Raw genomic sequence first — 24,409 nt, 5'->3', positions numbered from 1 at the left:
ACCATGCCCACGCCCCCTTCTTCACCCCAAGCCCCGGTCACCCTGTCGATCGTGAGCCACGGCCAGCTCGCGCTGGTGCTGCCGCTGCTCGAGCAGCTCGACCGCCACAGCCGGGACGCGATCGCCAAGGTCGTGCTCACGCTGAACATTCCCGAGGCCGACCTGCTCGCAGGACGCCCCTGGGGTCTCGCCATCGAACGGATCGAGAACCCGGCGCCCCTGGGCTTCGGCGCCAACCACAACCAGGCCTTCGCGCGCTGCGACACGCCCTGGTTCCTGGTGCTCAACCCCGACATCCGCTTCGACGCCGACGTGCTCGCCCCGATGCTCGCCCAGGCCGCGCCCGACGCCGGCCTGATGACGCCGCGCATCCTGGAGTCGGGCCGGCCCGAGCCCGAGCCGCACCGCGCGCTGCTGACCCCCTTCGAGATCCTGGGCCGCAAGAAGCCCGGCTACCAGCCGCCGGCCGTGCCGGCCTGGATTCCCGGCCTGTTCATGCTGTTCCGCAGCGAGGCCTACCGCAAGATCGGCGGCTTCGACGAGCGCTTCTTCATGTACGGGGAAGACTTCGACATCTGCGCCCGCACCCGGCTGGCCGGCTGGAAGCTCCAGGTGACCGAAGACCTGCGCGCGCGCCACGACGCCCAGCGCGCCAGCCACCGCAGCAAGAAGTACCTGTACTGGCACGTGACCAGCCTGCTCAAGGTGTGGCTGTCGGGGGCGTTCTGGCGCTACTGGCGGCTGCAGCGCACCGCCGCCTGAAAAAGGCGCGGCGGCGTTTGCGAGGACAATCGGGGCCGAAAAGCCCCGCACGAAAAGCCCGCAAGCGCCGCTTTCAGCACCGACGATGACGACCACGAGCAGCCCGACCTCCCTCCCCGAACACGCCCACCTGGTTCACCCGAAATACCGCCCGGACATCGACGGGCTGCGCGCCGTCGCGGTGCTCTCGGTGCTCGGCTACCACGCGTTCCCGCAGTGGATCAAGGGCGGCTTCATCGGCGTCGACATCTTCTTCGTCATCTCGGGCTTCCTGATCACCACCATCATCCTGGGCAGCTTCCAGGGCGACGGCTTCAGCTACCGCGAGTTCTATGCGCGGCGCGTGAAGCGCATCTTTCCGGCGCTGGCGCTGGTGCTGCTGGCCACCATGGCCTTCGGCTGGTTCGCCCTGCTGCCGCACGAGTGGGAGCAGCTGGGCAAGCACGTGGCGGCGGGCGCGGGCTTCGTCTCGAACTTCGCCTTCTGGAGCGAGGCCGGCTACTTCGACAACGCCGCCGAGACCAAGCCGCTGCTGCACCTGTGGTCGCTGGCGATTGAAGAGCAGTTCTACATCTTCTGGCCCGTGCTGCTGGGCCTGGCCTGGAAGCGCAAGTGGCGCATGCTCACGGTGCTCGGCACGGTGGCGGCGATGTCGTTCCTGCTCAACGTGACGACCATCCACAGCCACCGCACGGCCGCGTTCTATTCGCCGCTGTCGCGCTTCTGGGAACTGATGATCGGCGGCATGCTGGCCTATGCGCGGCTGCACCGCCCGCCGCCGCAGCCGGGCTGGAGCCGCCACGCGCAGTCGATCGCCGGCCTCGTGCTGATCGTGCTGGGCCTGTGCTACATCCGCGGCGGCAAGGCCTTCCCGGGGTTCTGGGCCATCCTGCCGTCGGTGGGCGCCTTCTTCTGCATCGCCGCCGGACCGAGCGGCGTGCTCAACCGCTATGTGCTGGCCTCCAAGCCGATGGTGTGGGTCGGCCTGATCAGTTACCCACTCTACCTCTGGCACTGGCCGCTGCTGGCCTATGCGCGCATCCTCGAGGGCAAGCTGCCGTCAGACGGCATCCGGGCGCTGATGCTGGTGGCGTCGTTCGTGCTCGCCTGGCTGACCTACCGGTTCGTCGAGCGCTACACGCGCCGCAGCGAGAACCCGACGGTGACGGCGGGGCTGGTGGCCGTGATGATCGGCTTCGTCGTGCTCGGCCTGCTGGCGACCACGCGCTACTACGTGGGCCGCCACAGCGATCCGTACTTCAACAAGACCGCCGCCGCCGCCAAGGACTGGGCCTACCCGGACGGCCTGAGCCCGATCAAGGTCGACGGCGAAGTGCTGCAGCAGATCGGGCAGGGCAAGCGACGGGTGCTGTTCTTCGGGGACAGCCATATCGAGCAGTACGGGCCGCGCGCGGTGGAGCTGAGCAAGATCGCGCCGGACAGGCTGGACTCGCTGTCATTCACGACCTGGGGCGCCTGCCCGCCAGTTCCCGGCGTCGTCGACGAGCAGAACAACCTGTGCGCGGAGCGCCGCGACGGTGGCATGCGTCTGGCGATGAGCGACAAGTTCGATGCAGTCGTCTTCGGCGGCTGCTGGAACTGCTACTTCTCGGTGACCCGCAAGCCCACCGCCGAAGATGCCGCGGCGGACCGCTATTACTATTTCGACGGCAAGAACAAGCACCGCTTCATGGGCGGTAACGGCGCGGAACTAGCCCTCAGCACACTCGAGACCGTGATGACGACGCTTTCCAAGCACAAGCAGGTCTACCTGCTGCTGGACAACCCGGTCGGCGCAGGCTTCGGCCCCGAAGAATTTGTGAAGGGGGGCCGCCTGGGCAGCATGACCGTCGGTCGCATGTCCTCGACCGCGCCCTGGGCTTCCGAGCAGAAAGCGCTGCACGAGCGCATGCGCCAGATGGCGCAGCGCAGCGGCGCCATCGTGATCGACCCGATCCCGACGCTGTGCGAGAAAGACCAGTGCAGCCGGGCGGATGCGGATGCCACGCCGATCTACAAGGACGCCGGCCACCTGCGCGCCGAGTACGTGCGCAAGCACGCCACCTACATGGACCCGGCGATGACGACACCGGCGCCGGCACGCTGAGAACGGGGCTGCGGCGGCCTCCGGGCCACCGCGGCGCGCGTCAGGCCTTGTAGAGCTTGCGCAGGCTGCGAATGCCCGGCAGCTTCGTCACCGTGCCGACCAGGCGCACCACGCCTGGCGGGCAGTGGTTGAGCAGGAACAGCGTGATCCGCAGGCGCAGCTTCTTCTTGCGTCCCACATAGGGGTTGGCCAACACCATCGCGCCGTACTCATTGAGGATCGCGCTCATCTCTGCGCGGTACTGGTCGTCGTTCTTGATCGACTCGATCGCGTGGTTGACGAAGTACGGCTGGAAGCGGGGCACCAGGAAGTCGCGCAAGTAGTAGCGCCCGCGCAGGTGCTCGTCGGGGAACATCTCGGTGAGCTTCTTGAAGTACTTGAAGCGGCTGCGGATCATCCGGATGCCGAACGAAGTGCTCGCCGTGTGGATGCACCAGACGGTGACGGCCTTGTCCACAAAGTAGTTGCTGAACCCCTTGCGGAAGATGCGCAGGAACAAGTCGTCGTCCTCGAAGCCCATAAACTGCGAATCGAAACCCTCGACGGCCTCGAAGGCCTTGCGACTCACCAGCGCAGCCGACGGCAGCACGAACATGTCGTTGCGCAGCAGGTCGTGGATGTGGCGCTTGGGGTGCGTGGCGTGGTCCTTGATGACGCCGGTGCGAATCACGTTGCCGTCGCCGTCCGCCTCGTACAGGTCGGCGTAGATGTAGCCGAACAGGCGGTCGTCTGCCGGGATCGACGACACCAGAGTCTCGATGTGGTTCGGCAGGTAGAAGTCGTCCTGATCCAGGAAGCAGATGTATTCGGAGGTCGACGCCGCCACGCCCGCATTGCGCGCCGAGCCCTGGCCGCCGTTCTCCTTGTCGAGGATGCGAAACGGATAGCGGGCCGCCAGCCCGTCGAGCGCGGCGCGCTCTTCCGGGCGCGAGCCGTCGTTGACCACGATCACCTCGTGCGCGGGCACCGACTGCTCGAACACGCTCTTCACCGAGCGCTCGATGAAATCGGCGCCGTTGTAGAACGGAATGATGACCACGACGTTCGGCCAGGCCGTCGGCTCGCCGGGTCGGGAAGGGTTCGCGGGGACGTTGGTTGGGTTCATTGTTGTTGTGTCAGACGGATTCGAAAAGATCGCGGACCACGCCGCGCACCCCGCGGCCGAACTTGTCGTAGCGACCGGTCATGGCCTCGCGCAGGATCGGCACGCAACGGGCCAGGCGCGAGGCGGGCAAAGCGGCGCGGAAGCGCTGGTGCACGATCTTGCTGCGCACCTTGTCGAAGATCTCGGGGGGCACGCGATCGCCCAGTTGCAGCAGGCGCTCCAGCAACAGCTCGGCCTTGATCGCGCGCTCGACGTGCGTGTTGCCGCGCGAGGCGAGCGCCTTGCGCACCTTTTCCTTGTAGGTGTCACGGCGGGCGCCGATCTGGTTGGATTCGTGCTGGCGGTATTCGATGAGGGACTCTTCCAGCAGGTCGACCCGCGACGTCGTCGACGCGATGATGGCCAGCCATTCGTCGTGCACCCACTCGACGGGCAGCGGCAGCGCATCGGCGAGCAGCGCACGACGGAAAACCGTGGTGGCGCCGGTCACGAGGTTGCGGCGCAGGAACACGTCGAACGCCCGGCCCGTGTGGATCCGCTCGATCTCGGACGGTGTGACCTCGAGCGCATGGAACAGCGTGTTGCCCAGATCGTGGCCCTGCGAATCCACGAGGCGCGCGTCGGTGTGCAGCAGCCAGAGGTTGTCGTCCTGCACGAAGGGCGCCACCATCCGCTCGAGCCGGTCGGGCACCCACACGTCGTCTTGGTCGCTCAGCGCGATCAGGTCGCCGGTGCAGGCGGAGATGGCCTGCTCGAAGTTCTTGACGACCCGCAGGGCCACCGGGTTCTCGAAGACCCGCAGGGCGATGGCCAGCCCGGGGCGCTCCGCCGCGCATTCGGCCACCGTGGCGCGCACGACATCGACCGAGCCGTCGCGCGAAGCGTCGTCGGACAGCACGATTTCGATCGGCGGGCGGGTTTGCAGGCAGATGCTGCGCACCTGTTCGCGCAGGAAGCGGGCGCCGTTGTAGGTGCACAGGGCGACGGAGACTTCGAGGGGACGGGACATACGCATGGGTTGATCGATTTTCTGTCGGGCATGCTGCCGATGGCAGCCGCAGCCCGTCCGATCGGGGAGCGGGGGGCTCTTCGATGGTTACGAATTGCAGCGGAACCGGAGCCGGTAAAATTATCTCTCAGTTGATACTCTGAATAAAATGCGCGGGCTCGCACGAGCACCGTCCCGGCCCCTGCGGCCATAGCCCTCCAAGAAATCCCGCTTGACCCCCTCGGCCACGAAGCGCTTTTGCTCATCGCCGTTTCATGCGGCGGTGGGACCCTGACCCTGCACATCACCGTCCGCATGGCAGACAAAGACACTGACGCACACGCATGAGCCAAGTTCATTCCAATCTACATCGAAGCCCCCTGGCCGACTGGTGGGAAGGCACCCGCCGCACCGACATCTGGTGGACGCTGGCCTGGTTCGATATCGTGCTGCGCTATCGCCGCTCCATGCTGGGGCCGCTGTGGCTCACCCTGAGCATGGGCGTCATGATCGGCGGCATGGGGCCGCTGTATGCCTCGCTCTTCGGCACCCACCTGGACAAGTTCTTCCCGCACCTGGCACTGGGCGTGATCTTCTGGGGCACGTTCTCCGCGGTGGTCACCGACGCCTGCAATGCCTTCGTCGGCTCGTCCAACTACCTGAAGCAGGGCTACTTTCCCATCAGCCTGTTCGTCTGGCGAGGCCTGGCGCGCAACCTGATCCAGTTCCTCCACCAGATCGTGCTGTACATCCCCGTGGCCATCTGGGCGGGTGTCACGCTGTCGTGGTCGGTGCTCCTGATCATTCCCGCCTTCGCGATCCTCATCATCAACGCGCACGCCCTGGGCCTGTTGCTGGGCCTCATCTGCACGCGCTACCGCGACGTGACCCAGATCATCACCAGCCTCATGCAGATGCTGATGTTCCTCACGCCCGTGTTCTGGCTCCCCGAGAACCTTCCAAGCCGCGCCAAGTACGTGCTGTGGAACCCCTTCGCACAGATGCTCGACCTGCTGCGCACGCCGCTCATGGGCGGCGTGGCGCACCTGCACAGCTGGATCGGCATCGCCGTGTGGACTGTGCTGTGCGTGTCCATCGCGAGCGTGCTGTTCGTCAAATACCGCCGCCGCGTCGTCTACTGGCTCTGATCCATGGCATCCATTTCACTCAAAAACGTTTCGGTCAGCTTCCCCATCTACGGGGCGGGCTCGGCATCGCTCAAGAAAACGCTGGCGGCTTCGGTCACCGGCGGGCGCTTCGGCAAGGAAACCGGGGTCACCGTGGTGCAGGCACTCAGCGGCCTCAACCTCGAGCTCAAGAGCGGAGACCGGCTAGGACTGGTCGGCCACAACGGCGCGGGCAAGTCCACGCTGCTGCGCACGCTGGCGGGGGTCTACGAACCTTCGGCGGGTGAATTCACGCGCCAGGGCTCCGTGGCCAGCCTGATCGACCCCGCACTGGGCATCGAGATGGACGCCACCGGCATCGAGAACATCATGCTGCGCGGCCTCGTGATGGGCATGAGCATGAAGGAAATCGAACGGCTCACGCCCGAGATCTGCGAGTTCAGCGGCTTGGGCGAGTACGTCAACATGCCCGTTCGCACCTACTCGACCGGCATGATGATGCGGCTGGCGTTCTCCATCTCCACCAGCGTCGAAGCCGACATCCTGCTGATGGACGAATGGCTGTCGGTGGGCGATGCCGCGTTCACCGAGAAGGCCGAGAAACGGATGCGCGACGTGGTGTCGAAGTCGGGCATCCTGGTGCTGGCCTCGCACTCGCCCGAGCTGATTGCCAAGGAGTGCAATCGCGTGATCCACATGGAGCACGGGCGGATCGTCGAAAGTTGAGGTGCAGCGTGGAGGGCCGGGCTAGTGGCTCGGAACTCCATCGCCGCACTTCGTGGCCGGGGCCTTAGCGCCCCACCCGCCTTATCGACGCTGGAAAACGACGAGGAAGCAATCGCCTTCCTTTTCCTGGTAGCTGTGCGCCGGGCGATAGTAGACGCTGGAGTTGCCATTGCCCCGCGCAAAGTCCAGCGGCAGGAACGCGTCGGAATCCAGCACGTCAAAGCCGTGTTTCGCCGCCCGCTCTTGCCACCAGGGCAGTGGTTCCAGGGTTTGGTGCAACGGCGTGCCGTCTTCCGTGAAGCCACCATCCACCCGGGAGATCGAGCAGGCGAAGATGCTTCCCGGACGGGTATGACGCGCCAGATTGGCAAACAGGCCCTCGACCCCCTCGGTCGTCAGATGCTCGAGCACCTCCCAGGCCGAGATCACGTCGAACTTGAACGTTTCGATCTCGCCGCGGCCCAGCGCAAAGGGGCGAGTCACATCACACGTGAAGAGCGTATCGCGCAGGAGCCGCCATTCCGCACGTTGCTGCAGCCTGGAGATGTCGCTTCCCTCCAGGCCAACGCCCACATGACCCCGCAGGACTGCGTCGAGCACCATCCCGCCCGCCGAGCAGCCGAGGTCCAGGAAAGACAACGGCTTGCCAGAAGCAGCAAAGAAGTCCTCGCACGCGCGGATGAAGCGCGGATGCCGCGTGTGATCGAGAACGGTTCCTACCGGATGAATGTGATCCGGGCTGTCATAGGCCACCGGATAGTCCGTGACGCACTTGAAACCCTGCAGGCTCTTGAGATCGATGTTCGACATCAGCGCAATCAAGATATCTCGCTGCACCCAATCCAGATGCCCGTGCAGCTCCGCGACAGAGGTCTGCACATCACTCACACGGGCGACCGCGTTCGTCGAGTTCTGAGAGAGCGCCGCTATCTGAACCTGGAGCGCAGCAATTTGCGCGGCGGTATCCCGCGACCCTTGAGCCAGGCCTGACACCTGCGCGCGGACATCGACAAAGAAGCTCGGCAAGCCATCGACCAAGCCATTGACCGAGCCTCGCAGATGGCCGACATCACCATCGAGCTTGACGGTCCTTTCCGCCAGATGCCCGACCCGCTGTTCGATGCCGGCCAGCTTGTCGACCACCCTCGCTTTGAATGGCAGGTAGAGCGGCCACAACATCCGCTTGATCACAGCGCGAATGGACAGCCCCCCCGCAGGCGGTGGTCCCGCTTGTGCCTGAGATTCCAGCGCGTCCGATGGCCTTTGCGTGGCTTCCGGGCCACCCTCGCCCACCGGCTCTTGCAATGCCGCAGGGAGGGCAATCCAGTCGAGTGGGTACTTCAACTCTTCCAACAGCGTTCGCGTCAGCGTGAGGTCTTCATTCGCAAAGTTGCGCGATGAAAACACCTTGCGCTTCAGGAACGGCGAACCCTTCTGAAGAAGCGTGTTCTGATAGGTCGAAATATCTGCACCGAACGGAATGTCAAGAACAGACCGGTCAATCAGTGGTGCAAAGGAAAATCCATTCGCGGCCAGCAACCTGCTGAGTCCGATTTCGTATTTTTCACATATCTTCTGCTTCGATTCTTCGACCGCGATGGATTCGAAGAAATCACGGAAAACTGCACTCCCCACCACAGGCCGGTTCAGTGTCAGGAAATAGCTCTGGAGATGCCGCGTGTTGCCATAGTTCTCAGTGATGCCCCAGGCATCCAGGCCGGCCGCATCCATGCGGTCGAAGACTACCGCCAGTTCCCGTACGGGCCCGTAATTGCTGTCATTCGCCAAGATGACGGTGTCGTACTTCTCGACTTCTTGCCACCCCAGCCGAAAAATCAGTTTCTGCCAAGACCCGAAGTCATACTTCTCGTGCGCTTCCGCCCATCGCCCCCGAGTGACCGCCTCCAACTTTTGGAGCTCGTCCTCGCTGGCGTCATTTGCCGCCTGGTAATAGACGTCGGCAAACTTGGAAAGCTCAGTCAGGTAATGAACCACATAGTCATCGACCCGATTTTCGAGGCTATAACCGGCGAAAAGGCACAAACGCTTCATTCAATATCCTCTTTAACCATCTTCCAAACTGGAAGTACGCCGAACGCGCGATATACGTGATGCCGAGCGTCCGTGGTCTTGCTCATCAACGGTAATTTTCCGAAGACATAAAGCGTGGTGCAGATGCTTTCACCGGGAATGGTCTGCAAGTTGAGCAACGGCCAGCGCCCATTGAGAAAGTATCCTCGCAGTTCGCCCACCCGACGACGTCGAAAGGTATCGCTGAAACTGCCCTGCAGCGCGGCTTGCGCATCCAATGCGGCCTGATCGACATTCGCGTCCGGCGCCACACCCGTACCGTATTTCTTGTGAAGTTGCTCGGCACTCATCGTGCCGTTCCAGTTGCTACTTCCCTGATCGAGGCTGCGATAGAAAATCTCTTCGTCTGTCAGTTTTTTCAGATCCCGGTACCACGGCAAATGCCTTGCCTCATAGGGATAGCCCATTCGGAAAGCTGAGAAGAAATCGGACGTACGCCATTCTTCTCGCGGACGATACAGCGCAAATGTCGTGTCCACCGGTGCATCGTAAATCGTCAGCGCGCCGTGCTCCTTCACCTTTTCGTAGAAGCGGCCTTCCCATTTGAGAACATTTTCCTTCAGCTCGTAGTGATCGGGCAGATCGTCCAATTTGAGGGAAAAACCGATCTTGTTCTTGGCTGGATGACTCAGCAAGACATCAAGGAAGACATACAAGAAGTCAAACGGACATTCATCGACGGGCAGGACATCCGGGTCGGTCAACACGAAATAGTTCGAATCGACGATCTCCTTGAATTTCAACGAGTCGAACAATACCGTGTGTTTGTAATTGACACCCATGTAGTGCACTCTGTGGGGAGAGGCACCCAGGTACTCGACAAGCGGCGGATAGGACGACGCGTTGTCGATGATGTGGATGTTTTTGAATCCTGCCTTTTCGAAGTACGCAATGCTTGCCTGCAGGTACGTCAGGTGGTTGAACGAAATGACGAAGATCGGAATCTCGCGGATGACGTCTTTGCACAGGCGAACGAAATCGGCCTTGGGCAGTGGCTTGATCTGGTGGAACACGGAGGCCAGTTCAAGCGGTGAGCAAAGGTCGGGGCGTTTGATGGAAGCCATCAATTTCGACAGCATGTCGAGCTTGGCCGACTCATTGCCGGACTCGCCTTTCAGCATCGCCGTGACCTGCATCACATCGGCTGGCGACAGGTCGCCCACCAGGTACCCGATCATCCGGAGCTTGACACCGACATCCAGCCGATGCATTTCGTCCATGTGAGCAATCGACGCACTTTCATTGTGTCGGCGATAGCGAAGCAGGATCTCCTGGACATTTCCCAGCTTCGTGACGCGAATGGCACGCGTCCACAAATCGTAATCCTCACTGAAACGCATCGATTCATCATAGAAAAGATTGTTTTCAGCGAACAATTGGCGTCGCAACATGGCCGTGGGATGCGCGATATAGCAGCCCATGAGCATGTCGGCATAGCGGACGTTCTCCATGTGATGGTGAATGGCGTCACCGTCCATGAACTGCTGGAACTTCGTGCCGCACACCCCCACGTCGAGATGCTCATCGAGAAACGCCACCTGCTTTCCGAGTCTCGTCGCTTCCGCAATGTCATCCGCATCCATGCGCGCAATGAATTCACCCCGCGCTTCGCGGAAAGCGAAATTCAATGCAGCAGCCAGACCTTTGCCAGGCCCTTTCAACACTGTGATGCGAGCGTCCTCATAGCCACGAATGAGGCCCAGAGTACCGTCTGTCGAGTTGTCATCAACAATCAACAGTTCGAAATCCGTGAATGTCTGCCCCAGGATGCTGTCCAACGCCTCCTTCAGATACTTCTCGGAATTTCGCGTTGGAATGACGACTGATACGCGTGGTGGATACATGAGCAGTTTTATTTTTTAATTCAAAGTGGCAATTTGCGCAAAGTAGGTGCAAGCGCGGAGCAGATGCTCATTCAAACTACAGATCAGTCGGGTTATAGAAAATGATTCGGCTTCCCAAAGGCTCGAATCCGAAATGTATCCGGCGCAGGCCCAGCGCCTTCTCAATGGCATCGTGGCGTTCAGACGGCGCATAGAACATCAGGAATCCGCCTGCGCCGGCACCCAACAGCTTGCCGCCGAGCGCGCCATGGGCCTTGGCCTTTGCATACCAGTCGTCGATTGCATCGCTGGTGATGCCCGAGGCCAGCTGCTTTTTCAGCCGCCAGTTTTCATCGAGAATTTCACCCATCGAGTCCAGGTGGCCGTTCTGCAACTCGTCGCGCAACTCATAGACCAGTTCAACCATGCGGTTCAGCATTTTTTGCTTGCCCGCACTGTCTGCCACGTTCGACGACTGCTCTTTCAGGATGCCCGAAGCGCTGCGCGTGATACCCGTGTAGAAAACAAGAATATTGCTTTCGACAGCCTCTCGGATCTTTCGCTGCAACACGAGCGGCGTCACCAGGACGCTGTCATCCGGCTTGAATTCAATGAGGCTCAACCCGCCGTACGCCGACGCGTACTGATCCTGTTTTCCGATCGGCTCACCGCAACGATCTATTTCAATCTCGCAACTCAATCGCCCCAGCTGTTCCGCCGAGACATGCCGACCCAGATAGGCCGAGAGGACATTGATCAAGCCGACGGTGAAGGCACTGGACGACCCCAGCCCGGTGCCGCGCGACGGAATGTCGGCGGTGCTCGTGACTTCAATCCCTCCCGGGATTTCCAGCATTTGAAGCGTCGCACGAACCAGGCGATGCTCGATCTTCTCGATGTGGTCGACCTCTTCGGTCTTGGAATACGCGATGCGGATCCCGCCGTCGAACTTCTTGTTGACGCTCACATAGACATATTTGTCTACGGCGGTCGAAAGCACCGCCCCGCCATGTTGTCGGTAATAGCTCGGCAGATCACTTCCGCCGCCGACAAAGCTCATCCGCAACGGTGTCCGGCTAATGATCATGGGGTGTCATCCATGGAAAAAATGGAATCGAAGTCGAGCACGCCGTCAGCCGTGGCCCGCGCAGCGGCCGCCAAGGGCGTTTCGTCTTGCTGTCGCTGCTCGTAGGCTTGGGCCGCCCCTTGTGCATCCGCCAGACCGCGTGCGATGAGGTCGGCTTCGACGCGAACGCGCCGCGATGCTTCGTCCGCTTCGATGTGAATACGCCAGGTCCGCCGCTCGCTCCGCCAATCGGCGAGCAGCGCGGGGACACCCTCCAGAATCAGGACCGCGTCCTGCGCCAGCACCGTGCGCTCGGGCAGGCCCCGATCACGAACCTTCCGGTCGTAGGACGGCAATTCAGCGTCGACCGCGCCGCCGTCGAGCCAGCCCTTGAGATCTTCTTGCGCTTCTTCCAACGCATAGCGCCCCAGCACGCCCGCACCTCGTTCGGCGACGGGACGCAACCAGCGATCGAGCGACAGCACGTGGGCGTCCAGTTTGCGCGCCACGAGTTCGGACTTCAACACGCTGGCCATCGTCGACTTTCCACTGCGCGCCAAGCCGCCGACCAGCACCAAGTCGCCCGGCTGGACTTTGCGCATCCATTCGTTGATGGCGGCAACCAGCAGTGGATACGTGTGAACGATGAAATGCGCTGCAGCGCCGATGTGTGCGAAACGAAAATCCGGCGCCGCTGCGAATTTGCCATCGCGCCCGGCTTCTCCGGTTTCCAGCAGAACCGAACGCAGGCCGGCTCGCCGCGCCGCCAGCACGTCGGCGGTGCTGTCACCGACCATCCAGGAGTCGGCGGCCTGGACGTTCATCGCCGCCATGGCTTCGCGCATCATGCCGGGCTGAGGCTTGCGGCAATTGCACGCGACTTTCAGTGCCGGTACTTCACCGGCAAAACCGGCGTCGGGATGGTGCGGACAGAAGTAGATCGCATCGACATAGGCACCAGCATCGCCCAGCCGGCTTTCCAACCGGTTGTGGATGCGCCGCAAGTCGTCGAAGCTGGCCTCCCCACGCGCAAGCACCGGCTGGTTCGTCACCACGACCACGCGGTACTCCGCGTTGTTGAACGCACGCACCGCTTCGGCGGCGTGCGGCAGAAGTTCAAAATCCGCAGGCCGGCGTACATAGTCGCGCAGCACATTGAGGGTTCCGTCCCGGTCCAGGAACACCGCTTTTTGCAGGTGCTGCCGGCTGGCCCGCTGGACAACGCCTGAACGCAGGTGCTTTTCCACCTTGTCGAGTCGCTTGGGCGTGCCCAGGTCTTTGATGTACTCGAAGCTGACATAGCCCGCGATGTGCGCACCGGCGCGCACCATCGCCGGAAAGAGGTCTTTGGCGAAGTCGCAGGGCACAGGAAAGTCGCGCCATGCCAGGAGCGCCTTCTTTTCGACGATGTAGAAGGCCGCATTGACGAGGTTGCGCAACTCGGCGCCGTCCGGGTGCGGGTACCCGTGAAACGCCTGCACCCGGCCGGATGCATCGATCTCCACGAGGTCCGAGTCCGCCGGATGATCATTCGGATGCAGAAGCAGGGTGGCATCCGCACCCGAAGCCTCGTGTGCTGCCAGCATGTGCCCGATGTCGATGTCGAACAGCGTATCGCCATAGACGACGATGAATCGATCATCCAGGTCGTCCAGGCATGCCAACAAGGCACCCGCCGTCCCGCGCGGCTCGCCATCGTCGAAGAGGCGCACCCGGCTGGGAAACTGGCGCTGTTCGAAGAAGGCCTGGATCTGGTCTGCCGCGTGGTTGACCAGAACGACGACGTCATCGATCCCGTGATGCGCGAGCGTGCGGACCTGAAGCTCCAGCAATGGCGTGCCATTGACATCCACGAGCGGCTTGGGACGCCCGTTCAGGCGCTCTGCCAGCCGGGTGCCCTTGCCGCCCGCAAGAATGACCGCCTGCGTCACTCCGCCAGCTCCTCGCGCGCGATCTCGTCGACCGCGCGCACCATGGCCTGCGTCGAATCAAGCTGAGGGCTCCAGCCGCTGGCGGCCAGGCGCTGGGTCGAATAGCGGAAGCGCGGCACATCGCCCACCCAGCCGCGGTTGCCCTCGCCAAAGACGATGTCGGCTTTCGGAGACACCCGGTCGCGCACCGTCTGCGCAATCATGCGCACCGTGACGCCATCGTCCTTCGGCCCGATGTTGAACACCTTGTAGCGCCCCTCGAGCCGGCTCACGTGCAGCATGGCGTCGATCAGGTCGTTGACATGCAGATACGCCTTCTGCTGCGTGCCGTCCCCGAGAACCTGCAGTTGCTCGGGGGTTGCCTTCAGCTTGCGGATGAAATCGAAGATCACACCGTGCGTCGCCGGCACGCCGATGACGTTCGGGAATCGGAAGATGTCTGCGCGCGGGAGGAAAGACTCGACGGCCGCCCGGATCTGCGCTTCCGATGCCAGCTTCATGGCCCCGTAGTTGGAGATCGGTTGCAGCGGGCCGATGTCTTCATGAATTTCACGTTCGCCGAGATCGCCGTAGATGGCCGAGCTCGACGCGAAGTGCAGTTCGGGAATGTCATGCCGGCGCATCGCTTCGAGCACGGAAAACGTGGTCAGGAACGTGCGATCGCGGTCAATGCGCGGATCAGCCACCCCTGCCGGGATGTCCGAATTGGCGGCCAGGTGCCAGACATGGGCCACGGGCGTGCCGGCCTCCTGGATCGCCGCCGACAAGGCCTCCAGATCGGAGCAGTCCACCTGCCGAAAACTGAAATGAGGATGGCTGTCGAATTCCGCCACCAGTTCACGCCGTCCACGTGACAAGTCATCCAGGGCCAGAACGGCGCCACCCTCTCCAAGCAGACGGCGCGTCAGGTTGACAGCGACAAAACCAGCGCCACCAGTGATCAGGTGCAATTTCATGGGAATCTCACAATAGGAAGGCTTTGGGTGGCAGCAGACCTAAAGAGCTGGAAGTTGCTTGCCCAGGCCTGCGTGTCGGATGCTAGAACTTGAGCGTTCCCAGCAGGGACGGATCTGTCAGGTGGCTCTGGCGAAGGTACTGCGCCAGGATGTGCATGAGCGACTGGTGAACATCCTCGACGACACCGTAGTTCTGCGCATCCACGTGAAGACTGACGTCGGCGAGGCGAGCCGCATCGCCACCCGCAAACCCGGTCATGGCAATCGTGGTCATCTTCATCTCACGCGCTGTATTGAGCGCCTTGATGATGTTGGGCGAAGCGCCAGACGAGCTGATCGCGATGAGGACGTCGCCTTCGGACGCCATGGACGTCAGCTGGAACGAGAACATCTCTTCGGGTCCGATGTCATTGACGATCGCGGTGATCAGTTCGACGGCGGACGAGAGGCTGTTCACCTTCGGCTTCAGCCAGCCATTGCTGCGAACACCTTTCATGCAGTCGCAGACCAGGTGGTTGGAGATGGCCGCCGACCCCCCATTGCCACACGAAAAAATCATCTTTCCCTGGGCCGCACGCTCCGCAAGAAGGCGCCCGGCGGCTGCAAGCGCGCCACGGTCCACGGTCTTGGCTGCGGCCGTGATTCTTTCGAAATACGCGTCCGCGTACAGCCCAGCATCTGCTATCTGGTGATCTGGAAAGAATGAAGGCATAAAAATTTCAAGTGGGAGTTATAGAAATAGGGGGTGGCAGACAGTTCCAACGGCTTTGACTACCCCTTTTGAAATAGCAGCGGCAAACCAGGCCGCCACGCTCATCTCTTATTCGAAGAATTCCGCCTGCTTCATCGTCTGCCCGGCGCTGTCCTTGGCCGAAAGTGCAGGCGCCTGTCCCACATCCGGCCACGCAATATCGAGAGAGGCATCGTTCCATACGATGCATCGCTCATGCGCAGGCGCGTAGTAGTCGGTGGTCTTGTAGAGGAAATCGGCGCTGTCGCTGAGCACGAGAAAACCGTGCGCGAAACCGGGGGGAACCCACAACTGCCTGTGGTTGCCTTCACTGAGTTCCACGCCGACCCATTTCCCGAAAGTCGCCGACGACTTGCGGATGTCCACGGCCACATCGAACACCGCGCCACGCACAGCGCGCACCAGTTTTCCTTGCGCTTGCTGGACCTGATAGTGCAACCCCCGAAGCACGCCTTTGGACGACCTCGAATGGTTGTCCTGCACGAAGTCGACCTTCGACCCGACCGCGTCTTCAAAAGCACGCTGGTTGAAGCTCTCGTAGAAAAACCCCCTGGCATCGCCGAACACCTTCGGCTCGATGATCAAAACGTCAGGGATCTCGGTTCGGATGACATTCACGAGCGCACCTCTTCGGCCAGCAAGTGGTTCAGGTACTTGCCGTAACCGTTCTTCTGCAGCGGTGCAGCCAGCTTTTCGAGCTGCGCGCGGTCGATGAAGCCATTGCGCCACGCGATCTCTTCAGGACACGCGATCTTCAGCCCCTGTCGATGCTCCAGGGTCGCGATGAACTGACCCGCTTCGAGCAGGCTTTCATGCGTGCCCGTATCCAGCCATGCATAGCCCCGCTGCATGATCTGCACGTTCAGCTGATCAAGGTCCAAATACGCCTGGTTGACCGCCGTGATCTCCAGCTCGCCGCGCGCGCTGGGCTTCACGGCCTTGGCGATGTCGACCACCTGGTTGTCGTAGAAATACAGGCCGGTCACGGCGTAGCTGCTCTTGGGCTTGACGGGCTTCTCTTCGATGCTGCTGGCCTTGCCGTTGGCATCGAAGGCAACCACGCCGTAGCGCTCGGGGTCGTTCACGTGGTACGCGAACACGGTCGCACCGCGCTGCTTGGTGTCGGCATCCGACAGCAGATGCACGAAGTCGTGCCCATAGAAGATGTTGTCCCCCAGCACCAGCGCGCTCGGCGAATTGCCCACGAACTTCTCGCCGATGATGAAGGCCTGCGCCAGGCCATCGGGACTCGGCTGCACCGCGTACTGCAGGTTGAGGCCCCACTGGCTGCCGTCGCCCAGCAGTTGTTGGAAGCGCGGCGTGTCCTGCGGCGTGCTGATGATCAGGATGTCGCGCATGCCGCCGAGCATCAGCGTGCTCAACGGGTAATAGATCATGGGCTTGTCGTACACCGGCAGCAGTTGCTTGCTCATGGCGAGCGTGGCCGGGTGCAGGCGGGTGCCGGAGCCACCGGCAAGGATGATGCCTTTGCGTTGCGTCATGGGGTCTTCTAGTGTGGGAGGCCGGGAAAAATCAGTCGGTCAGAGCGTCTCGCGCAACATGCGTGCCACGCCTTCCTGCCAGGGCGGCAGTCGCAGGCCGAAGGTGGTCTGCAGCTTGGTGGTGTCGAGCCGCGAGTTGTGCGGGCGCTTCGCGGGCGTCGGAAAGGCGCTGGTGGGCACGGCCTCCACGGCCTGCGGGCCGGCCTTGAGTTCGACGCCAGCCTGCTGCGCCATCTCGAGCACGAAGCGCGCGTAGCCGTGCCACGTGGTCTCGCCGCCGGCGATGGCGTGGTACAGCCCGGCCTTGGTCGGGTCTTGCAAGGTGGCGCGGATGGCGTGTGCAGTGATATCGGCCAGCAACTCGGCCCCGGTGGGGGCGCCGAACTGGTCGTCGATGACCGTGAGCTTGTCGCGCTCCTTGGCCAGGCGCAGCATGGTCTTGGCGAAGTTGCCGCCGCGTGCGGCGTACACCCAGCTGGTGCGAAAGATCAGGTGCTTCGCGCAATGCTGCGCCACCAACTGCTCGCCTTCGAGCTTGGTCTGGCCGTACACGCTGAGCGGGCCGGTCGCGTCGTCTTCTTTCCAGGGGCGGGTGCCGCTGCCGTCGAAGACGTAGTCGGTGGAGTAATGCACCATCAGCGCGCCGATCTGCTGCGCGGCCTCGGCCACCACGCCGGGCGAGGTGGCGTTGAGCTTGCGCGCAAAGTCGGGCTCGCTCTCGGCCTTGTCGACGGCGGTGTGGGCGGCGGCATTGACGATGACGTCAGGGCGCACGGCCAGCACCGTGGCGGCCAGCTGCTCGGGACTGCTGAAGTCGGCGTGGAAGTCGGTGCTATCGAAGTCCAGCGCGACCAGTTCGCCGAGCGGCGCGAGGCTGCGCTGCAACTCCCAGCCGACTTGTCCACCTTTGCCGAGCAGCAGCAACTTCATGCGGAAGCCTTTGCAGGCGCAGCGTCGTACTGCTTCTCGACCCATTCGCGGTACGCGCCGCTTTGCACGTTGCGCACCCAGTCACCGTGGGCGAGGTACCACTCGACGGTCTTGCGGATGCCGGTGTCAAAGGTCTCGGCGGGCTTCCAGCCAAGCTCGGCCTCGAGCTTGCGCGCATCGATGGCATAGCGGCGGTCATGGCCCGGGCGGTCCGTGACGTAGGTGATCTGTTCCTTGTACGGCTTGCCGTCGGCGCGAGGGCTCAGTTCGTCGAGCAGCGCACACACGGTGTTGACGATCTCGATGTTGGGTTTCTCGTTCCAGCCGCCGACGTTGTAGGTCTCGCCGAGCTTGCCGGCCTCGAGCACGCGGCGGATGGCGCTGCAGTGGTCCTTCACGTAGAGCCAGTCGCGCACCTGCATGCCGTCGCCGTAGACGGGCAGGTTCTTGCCGGCCAGCGCGTTGACGATCATCAGCGGGATCAGCTTCTCGGGGAAGTGGAACGGGCCGTAGTTGTTCGAGCAGTTGGTGGTGACCACCGGCAGGCCGTAGGTGTGGTGCCAGGCGCGCACGAGGTGGTCGCTGGCGGCCTTGCTGGCCGAGTACGGGCTGTTGGGCTCGTACTTGTTCTCTTCGGTGAAGGCCGGGTCGGTCTTGGAGAGCGAGCCGTAGACCTCGTCGGTCGACACATGCAGGAAGCGGAAGGCGGCCTTCTGGTCGGCCGGCAGTGCGTTCCAGTAACCGCGCACCGATTCGAGCAGGCGGAAGGTGCCGAGCACGTTGGTCTGCACGAAGTCTTCGGGGCCGTGGATCGAACGATCCACATGCGATTCCGCGGCAAAGTTCACGACGGCACGCGGTTTGTGCTCGGCCAGCAGGCGATCGAGCAGCGCGCTGTCGCCGATGTCGCCCTGCACGAAGACATGGTTCGCGTTGCCCTTGAGCGATGCGAGGGTCTCAAGGTTGCCTGCGTAGGTCAGCTTGTCGAGGTTCACCACGGGCTCGTTGCCCTGCGCGATCCAGTCGAGTACGAAATTGGCGCCAATGAAGCCTGCGCCGCCGGTAACCAGGATCATGGAGTCCCCACCTGTAGAAAAAAGTTTGCTTTACCGAAAATCAACATTCAATTATCCCATCGGTGTGAAGTGCCGATGTACAGGGCTTGGCCGGCTTGCGGGGCCCGCCTACAATCGCCAACAATTGCAGGAGAGCGGGCCTCCACGGAGGCCCTACCGAAGGCGCAAACTCCCATAAACGCTCAGGTCGGCCCGACGACATTCCAGGCAACGCCACGGAATTTCGGCAAGGGGTCAGTACTGCACTCATCGATACAGCCGTCTGGAGAGCCGTCACGCCATGTGGCGCACCGAAGGAGCAAACCCGCTGCGGGTGCAGCAGGGTGAATCTCTCAGGTACCGAGGACAGGGGGAGCGGCAACTTGGACAGCGGTCGTCCGGTTGCTTGCTATTTTTTCAATAGCACTCCACGCCCGCCGTTCAAGCGCTGCAAACTCAAAGGTACTTGCAATGCGTGTGATCGTTCTTGGCGCCGGCCTGCTCGGCGTGACGTCGGCCTACTACCTCCAGCAACTCGGCCACGAGGTGACCGTGATCGACCGGCAGGCCACCCCGGCCGCCGAAACCAGCTTCGCCAACGGCGGCCAGATCTCGGTCAGCCATGCCGAACCCTGGGCCAATCCGAGCGCGCCGCTGAAGGTGCTGCAATGGCTCGGCAAGGAGGATGCGCCGCTGCTCTTTCGCATCCGCGCCGACATGCGCCAGTGGCTCTGGGGTCTGCAGTTCCTGCGCGAATGCACCCCCGCGCGCACCCGCCACAACATCGAACAGATCGTTCGTCTCGGTACATACAGCCGGGAAATGTTGCAGCAATTGCGTCGAGACACCGGCCTGAACTATGACCAGCGCACGCAAGGCATCCTGCACTTCTACACGACGCAAAAAGAATTCGACGGCGCCCTCGCGCCCGCCGAGCAGATGCGCGCCCTGGGCTGCGAACGCCTGGTCATCTCGGCCGACGAGGCCATCAAGATCGAACCCGCCCTCGCCCACATCCGCCCCCAACTCGCCGGCGCCACCTACACCGCCGAAGACGAATCGGGCGACGCCAACCGCTTCGCGCGCGAGCTGGTGAAGCTGGCCGAGGCGGCCGGCGTGAAGTTCCTCATGAGCCACACGGTGACCGCGCTGCGCGAAGCCGGCGGCAGCATCGACCACGTCGAGGCGACCGACAACGAAGGCCGCTTCCAGCGCATCCGCGGCGACGCCTTCGTGCTTGCGATGGGTTCGTTGAGCCCGCTGTACGCCGCGCCGCTGGGCATCCGCCTGCCGATCTACCCGGCCAAGGGCTACTCGGTGACGCTGCCCGTGAAGGACGCATCGAAAGCGCACCAGGTCTCGCTCACCGACGACGAATACAAGCTGGTGTTCTCGCGCTACACCTCCGAATCGGGCGACCGCCTGCGCATCGCCGGCACGGCCGAGCTCAACGGCTACGACCGCGACCTGAACCGCGTGCGCTGCGAAGCCATCGTGCGGCGCGTCGAAGAGCTCTTCCCTGGCGCCGGTGACACCGAGCGCGCGCAGTTCTGGACCGGCCTGCGCCCGGCCACGCCGAGCAACGTGCCGCTGATCGGCAAGACCAAGCTGCCGAACCTGTTCCTCAACACCGGCCACGGCACGCTCGGCTGGACGCACGCCTGCGGCTCGGGCAAGTCGATTGCGCGCATCGTGAGCGGACTGGCGCCCGAGGTCGATTTCGCGTTCGCCGGCATGCCGGCGCCCGCGCCGCGCGCACTGCAACCGGCCTGAACGCGACCGGCGCCGGACCTCAGTCCGGTGCGGTGAACACCGTCAGCACGCCGGTGTAGCCGTACAGGTGATGGCGCGCGATCTCGCCCGCGGCGAAGAAGCCGACCAGCGGCACGTCGCCCAGCGCATGCCGCACGATCTGCAGCTCGGCGCCCGGCGCACCGAAGTGCGGGCCGCCGCGCCCCGAGCAGCTCACGTACACCGCGCCCGCGATGCGCCGCGCGGGATGCGGCGCGGCCTCGGCCTCGCCGGCCGCCACGGCGCGCGCGGTGGCCAGCGTCTGTTCTTCGGGCTCGAGCTCTTCGCGGATCTCGGCGCAGATGCGCATCAGGTCGGCGCGCGCCGCCTGCGCGTTGCGGCGGCAGAAACTCAGCCGCATGCCGGCCTCGGCGTTGTCGGCAATGGCGATGCCGCGCCGCGTCGGGTCGAGGCCGATGATGTGGCGCACCAGCACGTCGGCGCCCAGGTCGCCGGTGCGGCGAATGCCGTCGCTGCCCGCGTCGGCCAGGCCGACCAGCGTGTTGCGCACGGCGTCGATGGCCTCCTGCGGCCGGTCGAGCGACACCTGCAGGTCGGCCAGCAGCACGTCGAGCGCCGGTTCGCCGTCGAGCGCCAGCAGCAGGTTGCCGTCGGCCTCGGTGATCTCGCGCTCGCGCGCGCCGCCCGTGCGCAGCGGCTGGCAGCCCTGCGTGACGCGCGACACCAGCCGCACGCCCTCGCCGAACACCACGCCCGACAAGCCGCCCGAGAACACACCGCCCGCCGCGCCGTGGCCGCGGATGTTGCCGTTGCCGCCGACCGCGAACTGCAGCGCCCCGCCGCGGCCGGACGAGAGCCCGCCGAACAGGTAGCCGGTGTCGGTGCGGCCCGCCATCTCGCCGATGAGCTCGCCCAGGTCGGGCGTGGCGGGGTCGGCGTGCACGAGCGCGGTGTGCGCCTCGAAGCCGCTCATTTCGGAGCTGCCCAGCGGCGCCACGCCCGAGAACACGCGGTACTGGTCGCTGGGCAGCGCGCACAGCATCAGGCTCAGGCCGGGCTCGTCGAAGTACTCGGCGTTGTTGGCCGACACGCCGATGCCGACCGTGCCCGACCAGTCGGTGACCTCGGGCAGCTCGGCGCTCAGGTGATCGAGGATCTCCTGCGCCTCGCTCGCGTAGTGGTCGGTGATGTAGAGCAGCCCGAGCGTCGGGTTCGACGCGTAGTCGGGCAGCGCCATCTGTGCGCGCAACTGGGCCAGCACGAGGCCGGCGGCCATGCGCCATTGCGGGTGGGTGGCATGGCCGGTGGGAAACAGTTTCATGGTGCGTACCGACCCGTGCGTCGTCGTCTGGAAAGGTGTCTGTAAGACGTCAGCGCCGGCCGGAGGTTCGCTTGCGCGCGGCGGTGGACGTGGTTTTCTTGCGCGCGGCGGGTGCCGGCGCGGCTTTCTTGGCGGCGGCCTTCTTCGCCGCGGTCTTGGCGGCCGGCTTGCGCGCCGCCGTCGCCTTGCCGATGACCTGCCCCACGGCGTCGGCCAGCGGCTGCGCCATGGCCGGCACCTTGAGCTGCGCCGCGTCCTGCAGCGCCGTGCTCGCGATCTGCTGGAACTGCTCGGTGAGCGAGCCCCACCATTGCATCGGGTCGACGACGCCGGCGGCGCCGTTGGACGCTGCGGGCTTGGCGCGCGATGTCTTCTTCGGCGCCGGGGCTTCCTCTTCCGCTTCTTCCTCGGCCTCGTCGAACTCTTCTTCCTCTTCCTCGACGGCTTCCGGTTCGGGCCGCGGTGCGGGGGCAGGGGCAGGGGCAGGGGCAGGGGCAGGGGCAGGGGCCGGTGCAGGCGCCGGCGCCGGCGCCATGGCCGCTGCCTGCTTGGTGAACGCGCTGGCGATGTCTTCCATCCGCACGTTCATGCCGCGCAGGGTCGACAGCGTCATCTTCTGCACCTCGAGCGCCTGGATGGTCGCCTTGAGCGCATGGCCGTTCTGTTCGAGCCAGTACTGGACGGTCTTGAGTTCCTGGATGCGCTTGTCGACCTCTTCGACGCTCATGGTGGGCGCGACCCAACTCGCCAGGCTGGGGATGCCGGGCACCGAGCCGGAGCCCGCGGCGGCACCGCCGGCGAGGTTCTTCAGGAAGTCGAATCCGGGGACGAACTGGCTGAAGTCGAAGGGTTTGCTGGCGTTGCTCATGCGGGAGGTCTCCTGGCTGGGTTTTCTTGTGCTGCCAGCTTACTCCAAGCCCTTTGCAAGCGAATCAGAGCTCGTCCCTGACCCGGCTGAAAACCTTCCAGAAATTCGCGTCCTGCGAGGTCGCGAAGTTGATCCGCATCATCGTGCTCGGCGGCCTGCGCGCATGGAACAGCGAGCCCGGCGCCAGCAGGTAGCCCTGGTCGAGCATGCGTTGCGTGAGCGCGTCGGTGTCCACGCCCGTGTCGACCCAGCCGAACAGCCCGGCCGGCTCCGAGGCGAAGGTGCAGCCGTGCGACATGGCCAGCTTCACCGCGCGGCCACGCGCGCCGTCCAGGCGGATGCGCACGCGCTCCGAATGGCGGCGCAGCTGGCCCTGGTCGATGCACCACGACAGCGCCCGCTCGAACAGCGTGGGCGAGGTCAGCGTGGCCAGCAGCTTGGTCTCCAGCAGCCGCTCTTTCAGCGCGGGCGAGGCGGCCAGGAAGCCGATGCGCCAGTTGGGTGCCAGGATCTTCGCGAAGCCGCTGACGTAGATGGTGCGCTGCAGCCCGTCGAGCGCACTCAGGCGCGTGGCGTGCTCCGGCGCGAGGTGGCTGTAGGTGTCGTCCTCGACGATGTGGAAGTCGTGTTCGTTGGCCAGCTTGAGCACGCGGTGCGCGCTGCCCGGCGTGAGGCTGTAGCCGGTCGGGTTGTGCAGCACGCTCACGCTGACGAAGAGCTTGGGGCTGTGCAGCTTGCAGTACTGCGCCATCACGTCGAGGTCGGGCCCGTCGGCGCGGCGCGGCACCGGCAGGATGCGCATGCCCAGCGCTTCGAGCCGGGCGAACTCCAGCGCCCAGCCGGGCTCCTCGACCATCACCGGATCGCCCGCGCGCAGCAGCGTGCGGCTCACGATGTCCAGCGCGTGCGTGGCGCCGATGGTGGTGACGATCTGGTCGGGCCCGGCCGGCACGTTGATGCGCACCAGCTTCTGCGACAGGCTGCGGCGCAGCGCGAGGTCGCCCGAGGGCTCGCCGTATTGCAGCGACAGTTCCTGCAGCGCCGACGTGGTCGTCACGCGGCGCACCGCGGTCGCCAGGAAGGTCGAGGCCATCCAGTCGGGCGGGAACACGCCCATGCCCGGCTGCGGCTTGTCGCTCGGGCGGTGGAACATGCTGCGGATCAGCGAGCTGGCATCGGCCGGCACGCGCGAGGCCATCATCGGCGGGACCTCGGGCGCGGCATGCGCCGGGTTGCGCGAACTCTCGGGCACGGGTGCCGCGTCGCGCACATAGAAGCCGCGCTGGCGGCGCGCCTCGACCAGGCCCTGCGCGAGCAACTGGTCGTACGCGGCGACCACGGTGTACGGGCTCACGCCCTGCTGGCGTGCGCACTCGCGCACCGAGGGCAGGCGTGCGCCGGGGGCCAGCAGCCGGTTGCGGATGCGCTCGGCGAGGCGATCGGCCAGCTGCCCGGTCAGGGACTGGGTGGAGGTTCGGGTCAGCATCGGATCGGGCTGCATCGCACAGAGAGCGAGAAAAGGGCGGCGTGTGTCGAAGGAATGACCAA

20 protein-coding genes and 2 riboswitches are annotated in these 24,409 nt (G+C 64.1%); of the genes, 5 read left to right on the top strand and 15 right to left on the bottom strand.

Annotated features, from left to right (window positions below; all coding sequences use genetic code 11):
* Positions 1-3 precede the first annotated feature (3 nt).
* Positions 4-762, top strand: a complete 759-nt coding sequence (locus AC07Q9_RS26440; RefSeq protein WP_495312344.1) for a glycosyltransferase family 2 protein — start codon at positions 4-6, stop codon at positions 760-762.
* A gap of 85 nt (positions 763-847) precedes the next feature.
* The gene (locus tag AC07Q9_RS26435) at positions 848-2,869 is read left to right on the top strand and encodes an acyltransferase family protein (protein ID WP_495312343.1); all 2,022 of its coding nucleotides are present in this window, start codon (positions 848-850) and stop codon (positions 2,867-2,869) included.
* A 40-nt stretch (positions 2,870-2,909) separates the two neighbouring features.
* On the opposite strand, the gene AC07Q9_RS26430 is transcribed toward AC07Q9_RS26435, so the two are convergent.
* Positions 2,910-3,974 (bottom strand): glycosyltransferase family 2 protein, encoded by a 1,065-nt coding sequence (locus AC07Q9_RS26430; RefSeq protein WP_495312342.1) that lies wholly within the window; start codon positions 3,972-3,974, stop codon positions 2,910-2,912.
* 10 nt (positions 3,975-3,984) lie between these two features.
* Entirely contained in the window at positions 3,985-4,983 is a 999-nt protein-coding gene (locus AC07Q9_RS26425; RefSeq protein WP_495312341.1) for a glycosyltransferase family 2 protein, read from the bottom strand.
* A 323-nt stretch (positions 4,984-5,306) separates the two neighbouring features.
* On the opposite strand from AC07Q9_RS26425, the gene AC07Q9_RS26420 reads away from it, so the two are divergent.
* Positions 5,307-6,110 (top strand): ABC transporter permease, encoded by an 804-nt coding sequence (locus AC07Q9_RS26420; protein WP_307582828.1) that lies wholly within the window; start codon positions 5,307-5,309, stop codon positions 6,108-6,110.
* Positions 6,111-6,113: 3 nt separating this feature from the next.
* A complete protein-coding gene (locus tag AC07Q9_RS26415; protein WP_056575985.1) occupies positions 6,114-6,815 on the top strand; it encodes an ABC transporter ATP-binding protein in 702 nt (233 codons plus the stop codon).
* A gap of 81 nt (positions 6,816-6,896) precedes the next feature.
* Here AC07Q9_RS26415 and AC07Q9_RS26410 read toward each other — a convergent pair whose 3' ends face one another.
* The 10 genes from AC07Q9_RS26410 to rfbB all read right to left on the bottom strand — a co-directional run bounded on the left by AC07Q9_RS26410 (position 6,897) and on the right by rfbB (position 18,941).
* Positions 6,897-8,867: a rhamnan synthesis F family protein gene (locus AC07Q9_RS26410; RefSeq protein ID WP_495312340.1), complete on the bottom strand. Its 1,971-nt coding sequence runs from the start codon at positions 8,865-8,867 to the stop codon at positions 6,897-6,899.
* Positions 8,864-10,750 carry a glycosyltransferase family 2 protein gene (locus tag AC07Q9_RS26405; protein WP_495312339.1) on the bottom strand — a complete coding sequence of 629 codons (1,887 nt, stop codon included), beginning with the start codon at positions 10,748-10,750 and terminating at the stop codon, positions 8,864-8,866. The genes AC07Q9_RS26410 and AC07Q9_RS26405 overlap by 4 nt, the downstream gene beginning before the upstream one ends.
* Positions 10,751-10,826: 76 nt before the next feature.
* Positions 10,827-11,816: a GHMP family kinase ATP-binding protein gene (locus tag AC07Q9_RS26400; protein ID WP_489060979.1), complete on the bottom strand. Its 990-nt coding sequence runs from the start codon at positions 11,814-11,816 to the stop codon at positions 10,827-10,829.
* Positions 11,813-13,726, bottom strand: coding sequence for an HAD-IIIA family hydrolase (locus AC07Q9_RS26395; protein ID WP_495312338.1), 1,914 nt, complete (start codon positions 13,724-13,726; stop codon positions 11,813-11,815). The genes AC07Q9_RS26400 and AC07Q9_RS26395 overlap by 4 nt, the downstream gene beginning before the upstream one ends.
* On the bottom strand, positions 13,723-14,682 hold the full coding sequence (locus AC07Q9_RS26390; RefSeq protein ID WP_495312337.1) for an NAD-dependent epimerase/dehydratase family protein: 960 nt from the start codon (positions 14,680-14,682) through the stop codon (positions 13,723-13,725). The genes AC07Q9_RS26395 and AC07Q9_RS26390 overlap by 4 nt, the downstream gene beginning before the upstream one ends.
* An 82-nt stretch (positions 14,683-14,764) precedes the next feature.
* On the bottom strand, positions 14,765-15,394 hold the full coding sequence (locus AC07Q9_RS26385; protein WP_489060975.1) for a D-sedoheptulose-7-phosphate isomerase: 630 nt from the start codon (positions 15,392-15,394) through the stop codon (positions 14,765-14,767).
* 108 nt (positions 15,395-15,502) lie between these two features.
* Positions 15,503-16,051: a dTDP-4-dehydrorhamnose 3,5-epimerase gene (gene rfbC / locus AC07Q9_RS26380; protein ID WP_495312336.1), complete on the bottom strand. Its 549-nt coding sequence runs from the start codon at positions 16,049-16,051 to the stop codon at positions 15,503-15,505.
* The gene (gene rfbA, locus AC07Q9_RS26375) at positions 16,048-16,935 is read right to left on the bottom strand and encodes a glucose-1-phosphate thymidylyltransferase RfbA (protein ID WP_495312335.1); all 888 of its coding nucleotides are present in this window, start codon (positions 16,933-16,935) and stop codon (positions 16,048-16,050) included. The genes rfbC and rfbA overlap by 4 nt, the downstream gene beginning before the upstream one ends.
* A gap of 39 nt (positions 16,936-16,974) precedes the next feature.
* Positions 16,975-17,865, bottom strand: coding sequence for a dTDP-4-dehydrorhamnose reductase (rfbD, locus tag AC07Q9_RS26370; protein WP_495312334.1), 891 nt, complete (start codon positions 17,863-17,865; stop codon positions 16,975-16,977).
* Positions 17,862-18,941, bottom strand: a complete 1,080-nt coding sequence (rfbB, locus tag AC07Q9_RS26365) for a dTDP-glucose 4,6-dehydratase (RefSeq protein ID WP_495312333.1) — start codon at positions 18,939-18,941, stop codon at positions 17,862-17,864. The genes rfbD and rfbB overlap by 4 nt, the downstream gene beginning before the upstream one ends.
* A 117-nt stretch (positions 18,942-19,058) precedes the next feature.
* A riboswitch (glycine riboswitch) is annotated at positions 19,059-19,149 on the top strand.
* A gap of 44 nt (positions 19,150-19,193) precedes the next feature.
* Positions 19,194-19,300: riboswitch (glycine riboswitch) on the top strand.
* Positions 19,301-19,391: 91 nt separating this feature from the next.
* On the opposite strand from rfbB, the gene AC07Q9_RS26360 reads away from it, so the two are divergent.
* On the top strand, positions 19,392-20,693 hold the full coding sequence (locus tag AC07Q9_RS26360; protein WP_495301476.1) for a D-amino acid dehydrogenase: 1,302 nt from the start codon (positions 19,392-19,394) through the stop codon (positions 20,691-20,693).
* A gap of 19 nt (positions 20,694-20,712) precedes the next feature.
* On the opposite strand, the gene AC07Q9_RS26355 is transcribed toward AC07Q9_RS26360, so the two are convergent.
* From AC07Q9_RS26355 to AC07Q9_RS26345, 3 genes are all read right to left on the bottom strand, one after another.
* A complete protein-coding gene (locus tag AC07Q9_RS26355) occupies positions 20,713-21,993 on the bottom strand; it encodes an FIST signal transduction protein (RefSeq protein WP_495312332.1) in 1,281 nt (426 codons plus the stop codon).
* A gap of 49 nt (positions 21,994-22,042) precedes the next feature.
* The gene (locus AC07Q9_RS26350) at positions 22,043-22,861 is read right to left on the bottom strand and encodes a PhaM family polyhydroxyalkanoate granule multifunctional regulatory protein (protein WP_495312331.1); all 819 of its coding nucleotides are present in this window, start codon (positions 22,859-22,861) and stop codon (positions 22,043-22,045) included.
* 64 nt (positions 22,862-22,925) lie between these two features.
* A complete protein-coding gene (locus AC07Q9_RS26345; RefSeq protein WP_489060962.1) occupies positions 22,926-24,347 on the bottom strand; it encodes an aminotransferase-like domain-containing protein in 1,422 nt (473 codons plus the stop codon).
* Positions 24,348-24,409: the final 62 nt, after the last annotated feature.

Source organism: Variovorax sp. GW821-FHT09A10, from assembly GCF_059418385.1.
Note: the sequence above shows the minus strand (reverse complement) of the source record. Positions and strands in the feature narration are given on the sequence as shown.

Bases quoted from the DNA above. Each gene is read 5' to 3' on its own strand.
- AC07Q9_RS26345 (WP_489060962.1), bottom strand. From the start codon at position 24,347: ATGCTGACCCGAACCTCCACCCAGTCCCTGACCGGGCAGCTGGCCGAT.
- AC07Q9_RS26350 (WP_495312331.1), bottom strand. From the start codon at position 22,861: ATGAGCAACGCCAGCAAACCCTTCGACTTCAGCCAGTTCGTCCCCGGA.
- rfbD (WP_495312334.1), bottom strand. From the start codon at position 17,865: ATGAAGTTGCTGCTGCTCGGCAAAGGTGGACAAGTCGGCTGGGAGTTG.
- AC07Q9_RS26440 (WP_495312344.1), top strand. From the start codon at position 4: ATGCCCACGCCCCCTTCTTCACCCCAAGCCCCGGTCACCCTGTCGATC.
- AC07Q9_RS26415 (WP_056575985.1), top strand. From the start codon at position 6,114: ATGGCATCCATTTCACTCAAAAACGTTTCGGTCAGCTTCCCCATCTAC.
- AC07Q9_RS26390 (WP_495312337.1), bottom strand. From the start codon at position 14,682: ATGAAATTGCACCTGATCACTGGTGGCGCTGGTTTTGTCGCTGTCAAC.
- AC07Q9_RS26360 (WP_495301476.1), top strand. From the start codon at position 19,392: ATGCGTGTGATCGTTCTTGGCGCCGGCCTGCTCGGCGTGACGTCGGCC.
- rfbA (WP_495312335.1), bottom strand. From the start codon at position 16,935: ATGACGCAACGCAAAGGCATCATCCTTGCCGGTGGCTCCGGCACCCGC.
- AC07Q9_RS26355 (WP_495312332.1), bottom strand. From the start codon at position 21,993: ATGAAACTGTTTCCCACCGGCCATGCCACCCACCCGCAATGGCGCATG.
- AC07Q9_RS26425 (WP_495312341.1), bottom strand. From the start codon at position 4,983: ATGTCCCGTCCCCTCGAAGTCTCCGTCGCCCTGTGCACCTACAACGGC.
- AC07Q9_RS26430 (WP_495312342.1), bottom strand. From the start codon at position 3,974: ATGAACCCAACCAACGTCCCCGCGAACCCTTCCCGACCCGGCGAGCCG.
- AC07Q9_RS26400 (WP_489060979.1), bottom strand. From the start codon at position 11,816: ATGATCATTAGCCGGACACCGTTGCGGATGAGCTTTGTCGGCGGCGGA.
- AC07Q9_RS26420 (WP_307582828.1), top strand. From the start codon at position 5,307: ATGAGCCAAGTTCATTCCAATCTACATCGAAGCCCCCTGGCCGACTGG.
- AC07Q9_RS26410 (WP_495312340.1), bottom strand. From the start codon at position 8,867: ATGAAGCGTTTGTGCCTTTTCGCCGGTTATAGCCTCGAAAATCGGGTC.
- AC07Q9_RS26385 (WP_489060975.1), bottom strand. From the start codon at position 15,394: ATGCCTTCATTCTTTCCAGATCACCAGATAGCAGATGCTGGGCTGTAC.
- AC07Q9_RS26405 (WP_495312339.1), bottom strand. From the start codon at position 10,750: ATGTATCCACCACGCGTATCAGTCGTCATTCCAACGCGAAATTCCGAG.
- AC07Q9_RS26435 (WP_495312343.1), top strand. From the start codon at position 848: ATGACGACCACGAGCAGCCCGACCTCCCTCCCCGAACACGCCCACCTG.
- rfbB (WP_495312333.1), bottom strand. From the start codon at position 18,941: ATGATCCTGGTTACCGGCGGCGCAGGCTTCATTGGCGCCAATTTCGTA.